Consider the following 16,818-nt stretch of genomic DNA (forward strand, 5'->3'; position numbering starts at 1 on the left):
CATTCCAAGACCCAGCATACAGGAGGCGCTTTTTTCTTTCAAAGCTCAAATTTCTTCATTACAGGAATGGCTCCTCGAAAAATAAATGGTATGGTATCATATGCAAATAGAAGCATGACAGGTTGGACAGTTTGACCATGTAAAATCGCTGAGATTCCCTATGAAAAAGCGTTAGCTGATTTTTGAGAAGGAGGAAAAAAATCGAGAGAGGCTGAATGCTCGAAAAAACAGGATAAAAAACAAGGGCCATCCCTCGTCTAAAGCAGACACTTGGGATAGCCCGTTTTTCATTTTCTACGACTCTATCAAATGACAGGCCACCCAATGCCCGGGTTCTGCTTCCTGCCACTTCGGCACTTCTTCTGCACAACGCGGCTGTACGAGTGGGCAGCGTGTACGAAAACCACAGCCACTCGGCTTGTTGGCCGGACTCGGCAAATCTCCTTGCAGGACGATACGCTCTCGCTTGATCGTCGGGTCAGGTACGGGCACAGAAGAGAGCAACGCCTGTGTATATGGATGCAGTGGACGGGCGTACAGCTCGTAGCTAGATGCCAGCTCAACCATTTTACCCAAATACATGACGCCAATCCTGTTGGAAATATGCTTGACCATGGATAGGTCATGGGCGATGAATAAGTAAGTCAGTCCGCGATCATGCTGCAAGTCTTCCAAAAGATTAACGACCTGTGCCTGAATCGAGACGTCGAGCGCAGAAATCGGTTCGTCGGCAATGATGAACTCCGGCTCTACGGCCAATGCGCGCGCAATCCCGATCCGTTGACGCTGCCCCCCACTGAATTCATGTGGAAAACGCTGTGCGTGATCCTTGTGCAGGCCTACCAGATGCAAGAGCTCTGCCACACGCTCTCGTCTCATCCCGCGATTCAAATGGTGGATGTCCAAGCCTTCTGCGATGATATCCTCCACAGTCATGCGCGGGTTCAGACTCGCTTGCGGGTCCTGGAAAATCATCTGGGCATCCCGATTGAATTGCCCGGCTTCTTTTCCTCGCAGCTGATGAACATTTTTCCCTTTGAACAACACTTCGCCATCCGTATTTTCATATAGTCGAATAATCGTCCGGCCAAGCGTAGACTTGCCGCAGCCACTCTCTCCGACCAGACCAAACGTCTCGCCTTTGTTGATCGCAAACGATACGCCATCAACTGCCTTTAAATCAAAGCCGGTTCCCAACGAAAAATACTTCTTCAAATCGCGAACATCAAGCAAAGCTTCTGTCATACTCCCTGCCTCCCTGCAGCCACCAGTTCCTCGATTCGCGGTGCCCTCGGATCGTGGAGCCAGCACGCTGCCTCGTGTCCGCGACCGAATTCACTAGTCACAGGCATCTGCTGCTCACATATTTCCATCGCAAAATCACAGCGGGCAGCAAACGGACAGCCGACCGGTGGATTGAACAAATCAGGAGGACTGCCTTCGATGGGAATCAGCCGTTGCTTTTCTCCTTCATCCAGACGTGGAAGGGAACGCATGAGTCCCCATGTATACGGATGACGAGGATTCGCAAAAACGTCCTCCACCGTTCCTGTCTCCACCACCATACCGGCATACATGACGACCATGCGGTGAGCAATCTCCGCTACGACTCCCAAATCATGCGTAATGATGACCACCGATAGCTCCTGCTCCTCCTGCAGTCGCTTCAGCAAATCCAAAATCTGTGCCTGAATGGTCACATCCAGTGCGGTTGTCGGTTCGTCTGCAATGACTAGCTTGGGCTGGCAAGCCAGTGCAATAGCGATGACCACACGCTGACGCATCCCGCCGCTAAACTGGTGCGGATACTGATCAATACGCTTCTCCGGATCAGGAATCCCCACGAGTCTCAGCATCTCAATCGCTCGCTTTCGTGCATCCTCTCTCGATACTTGATGACTGCGGACGAAGCCCTCTACGATCTGCGTCCCTACCTTCATCGTCGGGTTGAGTGCTGTCATCGGGTCCTGAAAAACCATGCCGATCTGTGTCCCGCGAATGCCGAGCAGCTCTTTTTTGGGCAGGTGACTGATTTCGGCTCCTTCAAAAACAACCTTTCCCCCGACGATTTTTCCTGGTGGATTCGGGATGAGTCCCATGATCGCTTGTGCTGTAACACTCTTTCCACATCCGCTCTCGCCTACGATGGCAACTGTCTCCCCCTTGTCCACATAAAAAGAGACTCCCCGCACGGCTTGCACCTCGCCACCATACGTCTTGAAGTTCACTCGCAGGTTATCGATTGTAAGCAAATGCTGATTCATCTTCATTTCCCCCTGTCGTCTCTAGTCGCGCAGACGCGGATCAAGCGCATCCTGCAAACCATCGCCGAATACGTTAAAGGCGAACATCGTCAGCGAGATCATCAACGCTGGGAAAAACAGTCGCCACCAATCGCCCGTCAAAATAACGCCCAAGCCGTCGTTTGTCATCGTCCCCCAGCTCGCGACGGGAGCCTGTACACCTAGTCCAAGAAAACTGAGAAACGATTCTGCGAAAATCGCCGAGGGAATCGTAAAGGTCAAATTGACGATAATGACACCAAATGTATTTGGAATCAAATGCTTCAACAGGATTCGTGAAAACTTCGCCCCCAGTACCTGGGCAGCCAGGATAAACTCCTGATTTTTCAGTTGCAGGATTTGACCGCGCACCAACCTCGCCATGCCAACCCAGCCAGTAGCGGACAGCGCAATAATAATCGTCAGCATTCCCGGCTCCATCACGACCATGAGCAAAATGACGACCAATAAATACGGCAGCCCATACAAAATCTCGATAATGCGCATAATGATCGTGTCGATGCGATCACCTCTTTTGCCTCGTCCCGCCATGTACCCCGCGATTCCGCCGACTGTCACTCCGATGACCAGGTCGATTAACGCAGCCACAATGCCAATCGTCAAAGAAATCCTCGCTCCATACCACGTACGGGCAAACATGTCACGCCCCAGCTCATCCGTACCGAACCAATGCTCTGCGGATATTTCCTGATTTTTGGTCAGCAGGCTTTGGTCTGAATAGCTGTAAGGCACGAGATTCGGTCCAATAATCGCCATGCTGACCAAAGCGAGAATAATGAACAGCCCGAGCATGGCCAGCTTGTTTTTCGCGAGCTTCCGAATGACTTGCTGTCCATTGCTAAGACTCGGTCGTGCAATGACATTCGCCTGCGTATTTTTCGCCAACGGGCGAAATAACGGGTCCACTTTGTGCTCCATCGCCACAGTTTATCTCTCCTTGTTGGTCAGCTTGATCCGCGGGTCAATCAGGGTGTATGCGATATCAATCAGGAAAATGGTAAAAATCAATATCGCGCTGTAAAAAATGGTCGTCCCCAAAATGACCGGATAATCACGATTAAAAATGCCATCTACGAAATACTTGCCAATGCCGGGAATCGCAAAGATTTTCTCGACGACAAAGGTCCCTGTTATCAAGCTGGCAATCAAAGGTCCGAGAAAGGTTACAACAGGCAGAATCGCATTGCGAATACCGTGTCTGACAACGATGATAAACATGGGAATCCCCTTCGCCTCTGCTGTGCGAATGTAGTTCTGGTTCATCACTTCAATCATACTGGCGCGCATGTAGCGGGTAATAATCGCAACAGGTCCAAAGGCCAGAGCCAGGGACGGAAGGATCGTGTGCATCCAGGTTCCCCACGTCGCTACAGGAAAGATCGTCAGCTTGATCGCGAAGAAATTGATCAGAAGAGGTGCCATAATGAAGCTCGGGATCGCGATCCCCAATACCGCGAGAGCCATGGCCACATAATCCAGCCATTTATTGCGATTAAGCGCTGCGATGATCCCCAATGAGATTCCGAAAACGAGTGCGATTCCGATCGCTTGCGCACCCAACCAGGCAGATGCTCCAAAACCATCAGCGATCATGTCATTGACTCCACGAGAGTCTGATTTGATAGAAGGACCCAAATCGAACATTAACAGATTTTTCAGATACAAAACGTACTGAACAGGCAACGGTTCGTCCAGGTTGTATTTGGCTCGCAAATTGTTGAGAATTTGCTCTGGCAGCTGATCCGACTCGGAGGCGAACGGATTACCCGGAATAGCATGCATCAAGGCAAACGTCAGCGTCACGATGATCCACAGCGTGACGAACATCATCAAAATACGTTTTACCAGATAGTTTGACATGGAGGTCCTCCTCGTTTACTTGGCCAGCTCGTAAATGGCATGAGCGTAAATCGCCATTGCACGCAGCAGGTCGTCAATCTCGGCATACTCATCAGCCAGATGGGCCATCGATTCCTTGCCTGGAAAGAGCGGTCCGAAAGCAACACCATACGGCATGATTTTGGCGTAGGTAGCACCTCCCGAGGAAAGAAGCGTCGCTGACTCTCCTGTATGCTCCTCATACACCCGCGACAAGGTTTGGATCACAGGATGATCTTTGGGTACATAATGCGACTTGGAGGTCCGTAGAATAGAGATCGTCCAGCCTAATTCCTCTGTCCTTTGCTTCAATTTCCGAACGTATTCCTCACAGGAAACGGTAGCAGGATAGCGGATGTTCAAGAGGACAGTCGCCCCGTCGACTGCATCATAGCGCAATATCCCCGCGTTGACCGTCAGCTTGCCTGTCACTTCATCTTCGCAAGCCATATGCAGGTTGTTCCCAAAATAATCCTCATGCAGCACATCTGAGAGCAGCGCAAGAAAGGAAGAGCATGAGCCCGCAAACGAATACTGTCGTAAAAAGGTGGCGAGCAAGGTTCCTGCATTCACTCCCTGAAATGGCACCATTCCGTGTGCAGGCTTACCTGTGAGGCTGAATTGTAGCTGGCCCAGCGCTATCATTTTCATGCATCCGTTGGTTTGATTCTCCGTCAGAAACCTTTCCCATTCTTCCGCCAATTGAGAAAGAACAACCTCCTGCTGTGCCTGCGAACTGAGCCGTATGAGCGCGACGGCTTTTTCGGGGACGCTGTTCCCTTGATCACCGGAAACAAATGACGCTAACTGCCACGCTCCGTTTGACTCGGTCGGTTCCACTGCTGGAATCGTCAATGTCGGATTGATCTGTCCCTTCTCGGCATGTGTCATCGGGAAAGAAGAATCAGGTGAAAAGCCAATCTCCGGGACGCGATCATGTTCGGCAAAGTGCTTCATGCACAGCCAGCCGCTCTCTTCATCCGTTCCGATGATCATTCGTACGCGTTTTTTCAGAGGCAGTCCTGAATCCTTGACAAGCTTCAACGCATAGTACGCTGCCATCGCAGGACCCTTGTCGTCAATCGCTCCCCGCGCATAGATACGACCATCACGAATGCTCGGCTCAAAAGGCGGAGTCGTCCATCCTTCTCCAACGGTAACGACATCGATATGAACGAGGACACCGACCTCTTCATCCCCTTCTCCGAACTCGATGGTACCTGCATAGCCATCCAGGTTTTTTGTCTGAAAACCATCCTGCTCCCCTCGTGCCAGCATCGCTTCAAGCGCCTCTGCTACGCCATCACCAAACGGCTTCCCGTCCCTCGCTGTCGTCATGTCCTCTATACTGTTGATAGACAGAAACGATTGCACATCCTCCAGATACTTCTCTTTTTGCAGAAGCGCTTGCTGCTTCCAATACTCGCTCATGTACGTTCCCCTGCTTTCGTCCGTTGTAAATAGGCAAGAAACGATTCACCTTTCGAGGAAATCTGACTTCCTTGTCTCCCTTTTCCTACATGAATCAGCTCGTCCTGCTGCAAGAGCTTCAGACGATAGCGCAACTGCTGCAAGGTAACGGAATGACCGCTTTCCTGCAACTGTTCAAGAAGCGTGTAACGTCCACCGCCTCCTCGCCCCAGCTCCTGCAGGATGGCTGTCATTTCATCCAGAAAGCCTCGTTTTCTATATTCCGTGATCATGCTTTCACATTCGCTATTAAGTCCATCTACGGGTAACAGCACTTCCGGTATTTCGCGCAGAAACGGCAAATGATACGGATACGCCTCATCCTCCACGACATGCGCCAAATACTCGATCACATTTTCGAGCTCACGTATATTGCCAGGCCAATCGTATTCGTGGAGCGCTCGTAACGCTTCCTTGGTCAAAGTAAACGGCGGTCTGCGCAAATCATACGAATATTTCTTGATGAATTGATGGGCCAGCCATGAGATGTCCTCCCGTCTGTTACGAAGCGGGGGCAAATGGATCGGCAGGATGTTCAATCGATAATACAAATCAGCTCGGAAAGCACCTTCTGTAATCATCCGTTGCAAATCTTGATTCGTCGCAGCGATGACACGTATATCTGTCGGGATGATCTTGTTGCCGCCTACGCGCATGATCTGCCGTTCTTGCAGCACGCGCAGCAGTCGATTTTGAATCGCTCCGCTGGCATCCCCGATTTCATCAAGAAAAATGGTCCCTTTGTGAGCCAGTTCAAACCAACCGATATGTCCCCCTTTTCGAGCTCCGGTAAAAGCCCCTTCTTCATAGCCGAACAGCTCACTTTCCAAAAGGGATTCCGATATCGCCGCGAAGTTGACTCCGACAAACGGCTCCCTTCTGCGTGGCGAAGCATTGTGGATAGCCTGGGCGAGCAATTCCTTCCCGGTTCCCGTCTCTCCCAACAACAGCACTGTGGAATTGCTTCTCGCGATTTTGCGGGCAATCTGAATGACTTTTTGTACAGACGTGCTCTCTCCATAAATATCCTCGAACTGATATTTGGCTACCAATCCCTTGTTATACAGGCGCATGCGATAATCATGCTCGAGCTTTTCAATTTCTGCCGCCTGACGAAACAAGAGCAAGCTCCCGAGAAAGCTTCCTTCCATGACGATGTGCATTTTGCGGAAAAAGTAGGTTTTGTTCGCCCAATCTACCAAGACGTCTTTGTTCTCATCACACTGCTGGATCAACTCATAAAAATGCCTCGGCAAGCAATTCGCTGCTCGCTCACCGACGACTTTATCCCCTTCCATCTGCAAGCTATCGACTGCCTTCTGATTGACGAAACGGATGTTTTCCTTTTCATCCATGGCAATCACTGCATCCTCGATCCGATTAACGATAGCCTCCAAATATTTGCTCAACAGATGCGCATGCTGAATCTCGTTGTTCAGCTCCTTGGTGATGTAGACCAACGATTGCATGGCGCGCGCTGTCACCTTTTGAAAATTGCCGTTGTTAAAATGAGAGTAGATCGCAAGCCAAGTAGATAAATCGATGATTCGATAGCCAATATCGACGACCTTGCGAATATGCGGCGGGACATGCTCTGCCTCTCCTGGTGTCACCGCGATCTCAATTTCTGGGGGATAATCGGCACCCGGATAATACGGATACAGCTCAAAATCCATTCCAGAGGCCCGCAATAGATCCACATTTTCTTCCGCTGTCTCTTTGGTGTCACTGACGAGAAGCACCTTCACGCCTTTCGGAATCTCCAGCATGCCGCGCAAATTATGGTACGGCAGCATTCGTTTGGCGATAATGATGCTCGTTTCACTCGGCACATACGGTTGTACCAGTGGGATGATGCTCTTAGTGGATACGATCACGAGTGCTCCCGGGGTAATGGGGCGCAAGGGAAGCTGGTCGACTCGTATCGCCTCGACATGAATATCATCGCCGATCCCCAACTCATGATATTGACTAACGACAGACTGCAGGAACTCGTCCATTCTCGCTATAAATACAATTGTTTTTTTGTCCATATCAGCCGCTCCAGGATGTAAAGTGAAGACAAGAGCGTTTCGAATATTCGCTCTTGTCTTCTAGTATTCTACTATTTATTGCCGACTTCTACCCACTTGAAGTCGAGTGTTCCTACTGGATGGCGAACGATGCCTTTGATGTTTGGCTGTTCCATAAATACTTTTGTGCCGAAGTAGATCGGTACGAGTGGCATATCATTCATGAAAATTTTCTCTGCGTCATGCATGAGCTTGAAGCGCTCGGTCTCGTCTGCTGTATTGCGAATCTTCTCTACCAGTGCATCATACTCTTTGTTACTGTAGTTGACACGGTTTCCAGGATGATCTGTCACGAACAATTCGAGGTAATTGACCGGATCTCCGTAATCGGCAGGAATCGTCGAACGGGAGAATTGAAGATTGCGAGCACGCTGATCTGCCAGGAATACTTTCCACTCTTTATTCTCCAGCTTCACATCTACCCCGAGGTTTTTCTTATACATTTCTTGCAAAACTTGTGCAATTGCTTTGTGTGTATCACTGGTGTTGTACGTCATCGTTACAGGTGGAAGGGTTGTCCAGCCTTCTTCTTCCATCCCTTTTTTCAGCAGTGCTTTTGCTTGTTCCACATCGTTATCCTTGAAGTAGTCTCCACCCTTTTCGCGGAAATCCGCACCGTCCGGCTCAGGGAAGCCCAATGGCACGTGAGCCATGGCAGGTGTTTGTTTGCCTTGCACCACATTGTCGATTAACGTCTTGCGATCGATTGCCAGCGCAAACGCTTTCCGAATATTGGCGTTGGTGAATGGAGGCATCTTGGTGTTCATGCGGTAGTAGTAGATGGACGCTTCCGTTTCCACCTTCGCTTCTCCAGATTCGATCAGCTGCTTCTTCATATCGTTCGGAACAGTCTGGATCATGTCGAGCTGTCCTGTTTTGTACATTTGGAATTGCGTATTTTCATCATTGACCATCACCCATTCGATCCCTGCATATTTGATGGAATCGCGGTCCCAATAGCCATCGTTTTTCGCCAGCTTTACCGATTGGTCATGGACCCAATCCTCCATTTTGAACGGCCCGTTCGTCACGATGCTTGCGGCGCTTTCCGCCCATTTCGGATTGCTCTCCACCACTTTTTTATTCACGGGGAAGAAGGTTGGCTGCGTTAAAATGTGGAGGAAATAACCTGTTGGCGCCTTCAAGTTTACTTCAAACGTCTTCTCGTCAACGGCTTTCACCTTCACACCGTCTGCATTTCCTGTTCCTTTGTTGTACGCCTCTGCCCCATCGATGTAATAGGCGAGGAAAGCAGATGGGAATGCATTGTTCGGATCAACAATGCGCTTGAATGCAAACTCGAAATCCTGAGCTGTCACGGGGTCGCCATTCGACCATTTGCTGTCGCGCAGTGTGAAGGTGTACGTTTTCCCATCCTCACTCACTGCCCACTTCTCAGCCATGGCTGGCTGCGGCTTATGATCCTTGTCCAATCGAACCAAGCCTTCCATGGTCGCATTCAACACCTCGTTGGAGGTACTGTCAAAGCCCTTCGGTGGATCGAGCGAAGGTGGTTCTGTCTTCAGGTTGAGCTTTAGTTTTGCTGCCGCATTCGCTTGTCCACCTGTTTCTGTGGACGTTTGACCTGCTGTACCTCCCCCTGCTGGCTGCGTCGGTGCTGCCGACTGGCTACATCCTGTAACGGCAAGGACAGCGACGAGTGCAGCAGTACTTAGCAGCTTCCATCCTTTTTGCATGTTCATTGCATGTGACCCCCTTTTCTTTTTGAACAACTCTTAGCTTGACTTACTTTGCTTTATGGATAAACGGCATCGAAGGAATGCCATTTATACACGTAAGGAAAAATTGGTCTTAGTGAGGCTAAACGAAGTCTCAATCCGACCGACGACATTACCGCTCATGTTCGTGATCGGCGGGTTAGTATATTCGGCGAGTACTTCCAACGGGCCGTCTATGCCGATGCCCAATTGACGAAGCACTTCATTTACGACCGGATTGATCGCCCGCGGTCCCCCATCCTCGATTTTTATCGCAATGCCCAGTCCTGTTTCTCTATCGCCCAGACAATATACCGACTCGGCGCCTGCCTTGCCTACGATTCGACCGCCAAAGGCTGACATGAGGTCTGTACAGTATCGATTTTCACCACCGACCATTTCGGGATGTGCAGTCATGGCATCGGCAATTCGCTGAACGGCTTTTCGGCGCTCTGGTTTATCGATCACCTCAGGTCTCGCCAGCTTGGCAAATGCCCAGGCATAATGAGCGAGCGGTAATTGATGGACGGGAACACCGCATCCATCTGTTCCAAGGTTGATTTTGTCTTTGGGGTAGCCTGTTATGTCCTCCACTACTTCAAGAATCCGTTGTTGAACCGGATGCTCCGGCAGATGATACGTAGCCACGTCCTCCCCCATATGTGTCGCGGTGGCGATCATACCGGAGTGCTTCCCAGAGCAATTCGAGAAGATCGGTGTAAGCGGCTTGCCTTCCCGAATCAGCTGTTTGTAGCTCTCCTCATGACGGGGTACATGTGTCCCGCATTGCAGTGTTGATTCTGGTTGACCTGCTCGCATAAGCATGGAAAACGCCCGTGAGCGATGGCGCGGCTCTCCACTATGCGAAGCGCAACAGAGCGATAGATCAGCAGGCTCGAAGCCAAAGCGATCAGCTGTACCTGTCTCGATGACCGGAATCGTCTGCAGTGGCTTCATACTAGAACGTGCATATGTAAGGCGATGGGGATCACCGTACGAATATAGTAATATCCCCTCCGAATTGACGACTGCAATATGTCCAAGATGAGAGCTCTCTACCTGTTCTCCACGGTATACGTTGGCAACGACGTTCATGACAAGTCTCCTTTGAGTGTGAATAGTAGATTGTTTGTACTTTGCTACATTAAGCAATTAGCGTGCCAACGCAAAAAGGTTACAGTTAATATTGAATTTTCTGCTATTTTACCGAATTGAACGGGACAATAATAATGAGCAACAATGTGAATAGGTCAACACATAAGCATTAATAGGTTGTCTCATTTATTTATTAGGCTAACTTTTTCATCAATAAAAAGAAAAACACCCCTTTTCCTCCTGCAAACGGAAATAGGGTGTCCTCATTCTGCATTCATTTATTGTTTGGCGATACGCTGCAAGTCTGCTTCGACCATCATGTGAATGAGCTGTTCCAGCTTCGTTTTCGGAGTCCAGCCGAGATCTCTTTTCGCTTTTTCCGGATTGCCCAGCAAAACGTCCACTTCTGCTGGCCGATACAAATCCGGGTCGATTACCAAGTAATCCTGGTAGTTCAACCCCACGTAATCAAAGGCGATTTTGCACATCTCTTCCACCGTCGAAGTTTTCCCCGTGGCAATGACATAGTCGTCCGGCTGATCCTACTGGAGCATCAACCACATCGCTTCCACGAAATCACCGGCAAAGCCCCAATCCCGCTTCGCCTGAATGTTTCCCAGCCGAAGCTCCTTTTGCTTGTTCGCTGCAATTCTTGCGACAGCATGCGTTACTTTCCTCGTTACGAATTCCAGCCCGCGCAAGGGTGATTCATGATTGAACAAAATGCCGTTGGTGCTAAACATCTGAAAGCTTTCCCGATAGTTTTTGGTCATCCAATAGCCGAAAAGCTTGGAGACCGCATAAGGGCTTCTTGGATAAAAAGGCGTTTGCTCCGATTGCTGTGGTTCCTGGATTAATCCGTACAGCTCACTTGAGGAAGCCTGATACATTTTGATTGCCGGGTCCGTCTCCCGTATCGCCTCGAGAATATGCAGGACACCCAGTCCGGTTACTTGCGCAGTTAAAATGGGCTGCTCCCACGACGAGCCGACAAAGCTCTGCGCCCCTAAATGGTACACTTCTTCCGGTTTGCATACCTTCAGTGCACGCGTCAACGATGACACATCCTGCAGATCGCCATCCTTGTACTCTACTTGATCTGCGATGTTCAAATACTCCAACCGCCACCTGTCCACCGTGCTACGGCGTGGTACCAGTCCCACAACATGGTACCCCTTCTCTAGCAAAAATTTTGCCAGATAGGCGCCGTCCTGACCTGTGATTCCTGTAAGGAAAGCTGTTTTCATCCGCTACTACTCCCCTTCTTCAGGCTGTGCCGTATTGTTCATTCCGGTAAGTTCCCTTGAGCATCTCTTCAACTTATGCCGGACCATGTTCATACGTTCAGTTGTCAGGGTGAGGGTCAAGAATGGAAGTCCGTAATAAACTAATGAAAGCAGACGATTGTCATGGCTCGATGAGGAGGTAGACAGCTTACCACCCATCAGCTCGGCGTCGATGAATGCGTGGAACGAATCTGGTCCTCTTTCCTGTCGATCATTAACAAGCAATAAGGCTGGGAGTCAGGGATCGGGATCAGCCTGCTTACTTTGTTGACTCGATCAAAAACATGGATTCCGCTATCCAATGAGACATTCAGATGATGTCGCACATCTCTTTCATGAGCAACCGTTATTTTCTTCGTAACGCTTTGGCCAATGAACAGAAAATCACCACACCTCTCCATGCCTCGGGTAAAACCATTACATCGGAAGATAGCCTCCTTGTCTTTTTTCACTTCGAATTCCAAGGAATTGCAGTAGTACAATCCATCCTCACCCAAAATAACGGTATGCGGCTTACTCAGTTTTTGATCATGGATATGAGTGATTTGTCCTTTATCCAGGCAGTACTCCATCACGACCCCAGACGGCCCCTCCGTTGATCTCCAATTTGTTTCCAAGGAAAACATGGAGACAAACAACCTGTTCCCATGAATCCACAGATCATTTACGTGATGAATATCCCGATTCTCTTGGGAAAATCGGATTTCATCTTCTCTGGTTAATGTCAGCGGATGGAAGATTCCGATTGAGTTCGTCCTTGTTTCAACAATGTACGCTTTATTGTTGTGGACGAAGACCCCGTGATAATCCATCGGAGTTTGCTGGCTGCGCACAAGGGTACGGCCATTCGCGTCCAAGAGATGGACTTCATCATAGGTCGCCATCACGAAACGCTCTCTCCACCTGGCAATTCCCCTACAGTTGTTCGTCAACAGTTTCGTGAGCTGATAACTCTCTTCTTTTACATCCAGAACGTACAGTCCTCCATTCACCTTGCTACACGTGACGAGCAGCTTGCATTTCCCGATTCCAAAAATGGTACGCACCCTCTTCCTTCCTGCTGACGTGTGATTCCTAGCTCGTTTTAAAATGACCAAAAGAGGTGTTTTGACCGCCATGACGCTCATTACTGTCGTGATTCCAACCTATAATCGGGAGAAGTATCTCCCTACAGCCATCGAAAGTGTGTTGAACCAAACGCACACGGAATGGAAGCTGCTGATTGTAGATGATGCCTCCACCGATCAAACTGGTGCCCTCGTTGAAGGGTACCTCGACGATCCCCGTATTCAATACGTGCTGCTGCCTGAAAACTCAGGTATCGGAAAAACGATGGCTGCGGCTCTCGAAAGAATTGATACGCCATACTTCGTCTCGCTCGACTCGGATGACTGGTTCGATGAAAAGACATTGGAAATTTTGTTAGACGAGATGGAACGACAGCCTGAAACCACGAACGTCGTCTTTGCCAACACCGTTTTTTGGAAGGAAGCAGGGGACTCGCGAGAATTGCACGAGATCATGCGGCCACCGATCTATGAAGATAAATATTATTACCTGGAAGCACCGATGGTTTGGCCTCGTTTTTATCGGACGCAAGCGGTTCGTGATGTCGGTGGCTTCGAATTTGATGATCCGATGGAGGGAAGGTATTCGCATGACAAATACATGTTATTGAAATTGATCGGAGCAGGTCATATTCACTGGGTAGACGCGAACCTGTATCATTATTTGATTCACGAGAGCAACAATTCTCACACAAAAAACTGGCCGCAATGGACAAAAGCAAGAAAGTACATCCTTACGAAAATCTTGAAGCTGTGGGGCGACGAGTATGAGCCTGTTTTTGTGTACACACCGGAGGGATGGATCTATGTGAACGAGCTAATTTCCAAAGCAGATCCGAACGGGAAACGAATGTACAGAAGCCCATCATGACTTCTCCTCTACAATCTGCTTAAACAAGGTCAATGCCCGGGCTACAGCTTGATCCATGTTGTAGTATTGATAATCCGCGAGTCTCCCCGCAAAAAGCACCTGATCCCGAATCTGCTCTGCTTCTTGTTTGTAGAGGCTGTAACGTTGGGTGTTTTCCTTGCGAGGAATCGGGTAATAAGGCTCGTTCTCACCAGGTGTATACGGCTGTGGATATACGAAGGATATGGTTGTGTGAGGTGAAGCTTGACCCGTGAGATGCTTTTGTTCGAGGATTCTGGTGAAGTCATATTCATTTGGATAATTCACAGTCCCCACTTCCTGGTGCCACTCTTTTTGATGTGTTTCAAAATGAAAGCGCAGGCTTCGATAAGGCAACTGCCCGTGCTTGTAGCGAAAAAAGGAATCGATCGGGCCTGTATAAATCATTCGTTTATACCTGATTTCATCCGCGATCTCCTGGTAGTCCGTATTTAAGAGCACCTTAATATTGGGATGATCCAGCATGCGGGTGAACATCGCCGTATAGCCATGCAATGGAATTCCTTGATACGTATCCTGGAAATACCGATTGTCCCTGCTGACGTACACGGGAACCCTTGCGGAAACAGACTGATCCAATTCCTCCGGCTTCAAGTCCCAATGCTTGATCGTATACCGATAAAATACTTTTTGGTAAATGAAATCAGCCAAAAAGTCAAGCTCTTCATTTGCACGATCCCGAAGCTTCAGAATCGGAATCTTCGCCCCGAAGCCAAATTGACGAATCAGCAAGCTCTCCAGCTTCTGTGCATATTGCGGGGGAAACAATGCCGAAATCGCATTCAGATTGAAAGGCAGTGGTATTTTCATCCCATCGACAGATGCACGCACCTCATGGAAGTACGGCCTCCACTGCGTAAATCGCGACAAATATTCCCACACCAGCTTGGAATTCGTATGAAAGGTATGCGACCCGTATTTGTGAATCATGATCCCCTGTTCATTGTAGCAATCATAGGCATTTCCCCCGATATGATTGCGCCCCTCTACGACCAGGACTTTTTGATCAAGCCCTTTTGCAATCCGCTCTGCGAGTGTAGCTCCGGTAAAACCAGCTCCCACAATCAGCCAATCCACCTTCATCTTTAGACTCACATCCTCAAGGTCTTAATCACATCCACTCACTCCCTCGCCATTCCGTTAATATCCTAGTGAATGATGCAGTATTCTTCACTTGGGAGTGAACGCTACATGAATGCAATTTGGTACTCACACTACGCACGCTGGAATGAATGCGAGTCTCTCGATTCGGAGCTTCGTCAGCAATTAACTGCTATGCAGTCTGATGAAAAACAGCTTGCAGATTGCTTCTCAGCTCCGATCTCATTTGGAACCGGAGGCATGCGCGGCGTCATGGAGCCGGGAATTAACCGCATCAACCTATACACGATTCGCAAAGCAAGTGCAGGGTTGGCTCTTTATTTGCTCGAAGCATTCCCGGACATATCCGTCAAAAAGGTCGTCATTGCCTACGATTCAAGGAGACACTCACAGCTGTTCGCTCGGGAAACTGCCAACATTCTCGGACAGTACGGTATTACTACATGTATATTCAAGCAGCTGACTCCTACCCCACTGCTTTCATTTGCCGTCCGCCACTATTGCGCGTGTGCTGGCATTGTCATTACAGCAAGCCACAATCCGCCAGAATATAACGGCTACAAAGTTTATGGCCCAGATGGGGGACAAATTACAGCAGTCACAGCCGAACGACTACTGGAGCACATCGCTGCCGCGGGAAATGAACTAGAATTGATCTCGGCGAATGAGCAAGAGCTTCACAAAAATGGATTGCTCCACTACATTGACGATTCTCTTTTACAAGCGTACTTGGAAAAAGTAAGTCAAATACGGGTCCATCCGAACTTATCTCCCGCGATCCGAGAGCAAGTGAAGATCGTCTTTACTCCCCTGCATGGTACGACCCATGACTCCATTACACGCGGTTTGGACCTCTTCGGATATACACAGGTGAGTGTCGTCGCAGAGCAAGCCATCCCCGATCCTAACTTTTCGACCGTAGCTTCGCCTAATCCCGAGGAGCCCGAAGCTTTTCGATTAGCAATTTCATACGCCAAACGGGTGGATGCCGATATCATCATGGGGACGGACCCTGACGGAGATCGACTAGGTGTTCTCGTCAAAAATCATGCGGGTGACTACGTCGTTCTGACAGGGAATCAGTTGGGAGCCTTGCTTCTTCAATACCTGCTGGAAGCCAAACAAAAAAAGGGGGAGCTCCCCTCTAACGGCATTGTATTGAAAACAATTGTCACTTCCGAATTGGGCAGAGCGATTGCCTCACACTTCGGTGTAACGACCGAAGACACACTAACAGGCTTCAAGTATATTGGCGAAAAAATCGAAGCCTATGAAAAAAGCGGAGCGTACGTTTTCCAATTTGGATATGAAGAAAGCTACGGATATTTAATCGGCGATTTTGTCCGGGATAAAGATGCCGTACAAACTGCTTTGGTGCTTGCCGACATGTGTACGTATTACAAATCGCATCACAAAAGCCTCTATGACGCCATGAACGACTTGTTTCACAGCTACGGTCATTATGCGGAGGAGCTCATTTCCTTTACGTGCAAAGGCGGGGATGGCATGCAAAAAATAGCTGCAACGATGACTTCCCTGCGCAGTCATCCCCCCTCCCAAATCGCTTCCCAGCCCATCATTGCCATTGAAGATTATGGAACCCGAATACGTACGGACTGCCTGACGCATACATCAACACCACTCACCTTGCCTACTTCAGATACGATCAAATACTTTTTCGAAGACCAATCGTGGTTTTGTGTCAGACCTTCTGGCACAGAACCAAAAATCAAAATCTATATTGGCGTGAAAGGAACAAGCCAACCCAATGCGCAAGAAAGGCTTGCCGCCTTGAAACAATCTATCTTGAAAGAGATCGGATTTAACTCAGAGTAAAATAGGACTCGATTCCCAAATCTGTAGCAAGAAGGCGACTGCCGTTTCATGGTCCACCTCGTCACATATACTAGCAAAGAGT

General features: G+C 49.1%; 12 protein-coding genes and 1 pseudogene. 2 read left to right on the forward strand and 11 right to left on the reverse strand.

Annotated elements, in window-relative coordinates; genetic code table 11:
• Nucleotides 1–294 precede the first annotated feature (294 nt).
• From AB1L17_RS16385 to AB1L17_RS16430, 10 genes and pseudogenes are all read right to left on the reverse strand, one after another.
• On the reverse strand, nucleotides 295–1,245 hold the full coding sequence (locus AB1L17_RS16385) for an ABC transporter ATP-binding protein (protein ID WP_412845853.1): 951 nt from the start codon (nucleotides 1,243–1,245) through the stop codon (nucleotides 295–297).
• Complete coding sequence (locus tag AB1L17_RS16390; RefSeq protein ID WP_412845852.1) at nucleotides 1,242–2,264, reverse strand: ABC transporter ATP-binding protein; 1,023 nt, start codon at nucleotides 2,262–2,264, stop codon at nucleotides 1,242–1,244. Before AB1L17_RS16390 ends, AB1L17_RS16385 begins: the two co-directional genes overlap by 4 nt.
• A gap of 21 nt (nucleotides 2,265–2,285) precedes the next feature.
• Nucleotides 2,286–3,221: an ABC transporter permease gene (locus tag AB1L17_RS16395; protein ID WP_412845857.1), complete on the reverse strand. Its 936-nt coding sequence runs from the start codon at nucleotides 3,219–3,221 to the stop codon at nucleotides 2,286–2,288.
• A gap of 9 nt (nucleotides 3,222–3,230) precedes the next feature.
• Nucleotides 3,231–4,163 (reverse strand): ABC transporter permease, encoded by a 933-nt coding sequence (locus tag AB1L17_RS16400; protein ID WP_412845851.1) that lies wholly within the window; start codon nucleotides 4,161–4,163, stop codon nucleotides 3,231–3,233.
• Nucleotides 4,164–4,178: 15 nt separating this feature from the next.
• Entirely contained in the window at nucleotides 4,179–5,612 is a 1,434-nt protein-coding gene (gene pepV / locus AB1L17_RS16405) for a dipeptidase PepV (protein ID WP_412845850.1), read from the reverse strand.
• On the reverse strand, nucleotides 5,609–7,684 hold the full coding sequence (locus AB1L17_RS16410; protein WP_412845849.1) for a sigma-54 interaction domain-containing protein: 2,076 nt from the start codon (nucleotides 7,682–7,684) through the stop codon (nucleotides 5,609–5,611). The genes pepV and AB1L17_RS16410 overlap by 4 nt, the downstream gene beginning before the upstream one ends.
• A gap of 71 nt (nucleotides 7,685–7,755) precedes the next feature.
• On the reverse strand, nucleotides 7,756–9,426 hold the full coding sequence (locus AB1L17_RS16415) for a peptide ABC transporter substrate-binding protein (protein WP_412845848.1): 1,671 nt from the start codon (nucleotides 9,424–9,426) through the stop codon (nucleotides 7,756–7,758).
• Nucleotides 9,427–9,510: 84 nt separating this feature from the next.
• Complete coding sequence (locus AB1L17_RS16420; protein ID WP_412845847.1) at nucleotides 9,511–10,536, reverse strand: asparaginase; 1,026 nt, start codon at nucleotides 10,534–10,536, stop codon at nucleotides 9,511–9,513.
• Nucleotides 10,537–10,814: 278 nt separating this feature from the next.
• Nucleotides 10,815–11,783: pseudogene (locus AB1L17_RS16425) on the reverse strand (GDP-mannose 4,6-dehydratase).
• Between the two features lie 197 nt (nucleotides 11,784–11,980).
• Nucleotides 11,981–12,868: a DUF4915 domain-containing protein gene (locus tag AB1L17_RS16430; protein WP_412845846.1), complete on the reverse strand. Its 888-nt coding sequence runs from the start codon at nucleotides 12,866–12,868 to the stop codon at nucleotides 11,981–11,983.
• Between the two features lie 70 nt (nucleotides 12,869–12,938).
• On the opposite strand from AB1L17_RS16430, the gene AB1L17_RS16435 reads away from it, so the two are divergent.
• A complete protein-coding gene (locus AB1L17_RS16435) occupies nucleotides 12,939–13,760 on the forward strand; it encodes a glycosyltransferase family 2 protein (RefSeq protein WP_412845845.1) in 822 nt (273 codons plus the stop codon).
• Here the strand turns inward: AB1L17_RS16435 and glf are convergent.
• The gene (glf, locus tag AB1L17_RS16440; protein ID WP_412845843.1) at nucleotides 13,755–14,882 is read right to left on the reverse strand and encodes a UDP-galactopyranose mutase; all 1,128 of its coding nucleotides are present in this window, start codon (nucleotides 14,880–14,882) and stop codon (nucleotides 13,755–13,757) included. The genes AB1L17_RS16435 and glf overlap by 6 nt on opposite strands.
• A 108-nt stretch (nucleotides 14,883–14,990) precedes the next feature.
• Between glf and AB1L17_RS16445 the strand changes: the two genes are divergently transcribed.
• Nucleotides 14,991–16,736 carry a phospho-sugar mutase gene (locus AB1L17_RS16445; protein ID WP_412845842.1) on the forward strand — a complete coding sequence of 582 codons (1,746 nt, stop codon included), beginning with the start codon at nucleotides 14,991–14,993 and terminating at the stop codon, nucleotides 16,734–16,736.
• Nucleotides 16,737–16,818 lie beyond the last annotated feature (82 nt).

It is taken from the genome of Brevibacillus jepli (assembly GCF_047229145.1).
Lineage (GTDB): Bacteria > Bacillota > Bacilli > Brevibacillales > Brevibacillaceae > Brevibacillus.

Bases quoted from the DNA above. Each gene is read 5' to 3' on its own strand.
- AB1L17_RS16385 (WP_412845853.1), bottom strand. From the start codon at position 1,245: ATGACAGAAGCTTTGCTTGATGTTCGCGATTTGAAGAAGTATTTTTCG.
- AB1L17_RS16390 (WP_412845852.1), bottom strand. From the start codon at position 2,264: ATGAATCAGCATTTGCTTACAATCGATAACCTGCGAGTGAACTTCAAG.
- AB1L17_RS16395 (WP_412845857.1), bottom strand. From the start codon at position 3,221: ATGGAGCACAAAGTGGACCCGTTATTTCGCCCGTTGGCGAAAAATACG.
- AB1L17_RS16400 (WP_412845851.1), bottom strand. From the start codon at position 4,163: ATGTCAAACTATCTGGTAAAACGTATTTTGATGATGTTCGTCACGCTG.
- pepV (WP_412845850.1), bottom strand. From the start codon at position 5,612: ATGAGCGAGTATTGGAAGCAGCAAGCGCTTCTGCAAAAAGAGAAGTAT.
- AB1L17_RS16410 (WP_412845849.1), bottom strand. From the start codon at position 7,684: ATGGACAAAAAAACAATTGTATTTATAGCGAGAATGGACGAGTTCCTG.
- AB1L17_RS16415 (WP_412845848.1), bottom strand. From the start codon at position 9,426: ATGAACATGCAAAAAGGATGGAAGCTGCTAAGTACTGCTGCACTCGTC.
- AB1L17_RS16420 (WP_412845847.1), bottom strand. From the start codon at position 10,536: ATGAACGTCGTTGCCAACGTATACCGTGGAGAACAGGTAGAGAGCTCT.
- AB1L17_RS16435 (WP_412845845.1), top strand. From the start codon at position 12,939: ATGACGCTCATTACTGTCGTGATTCCAACCTATAATCGGGAGAAGTAT.
- glf (WP_412845843.1), bottom strand. From the start codon at position 14,882: ATGAAGGTGGATTGGCTGATTGTGGGAGCTGGTTTTACCGGAGCTACA.
- AB1L17_RS16445 (WP_412845842.1), top strand. From the start codon at position 14,991: ATGAATGCAATTTGGTACTCACACTACGCACGCTGGAATGAATGCGAG.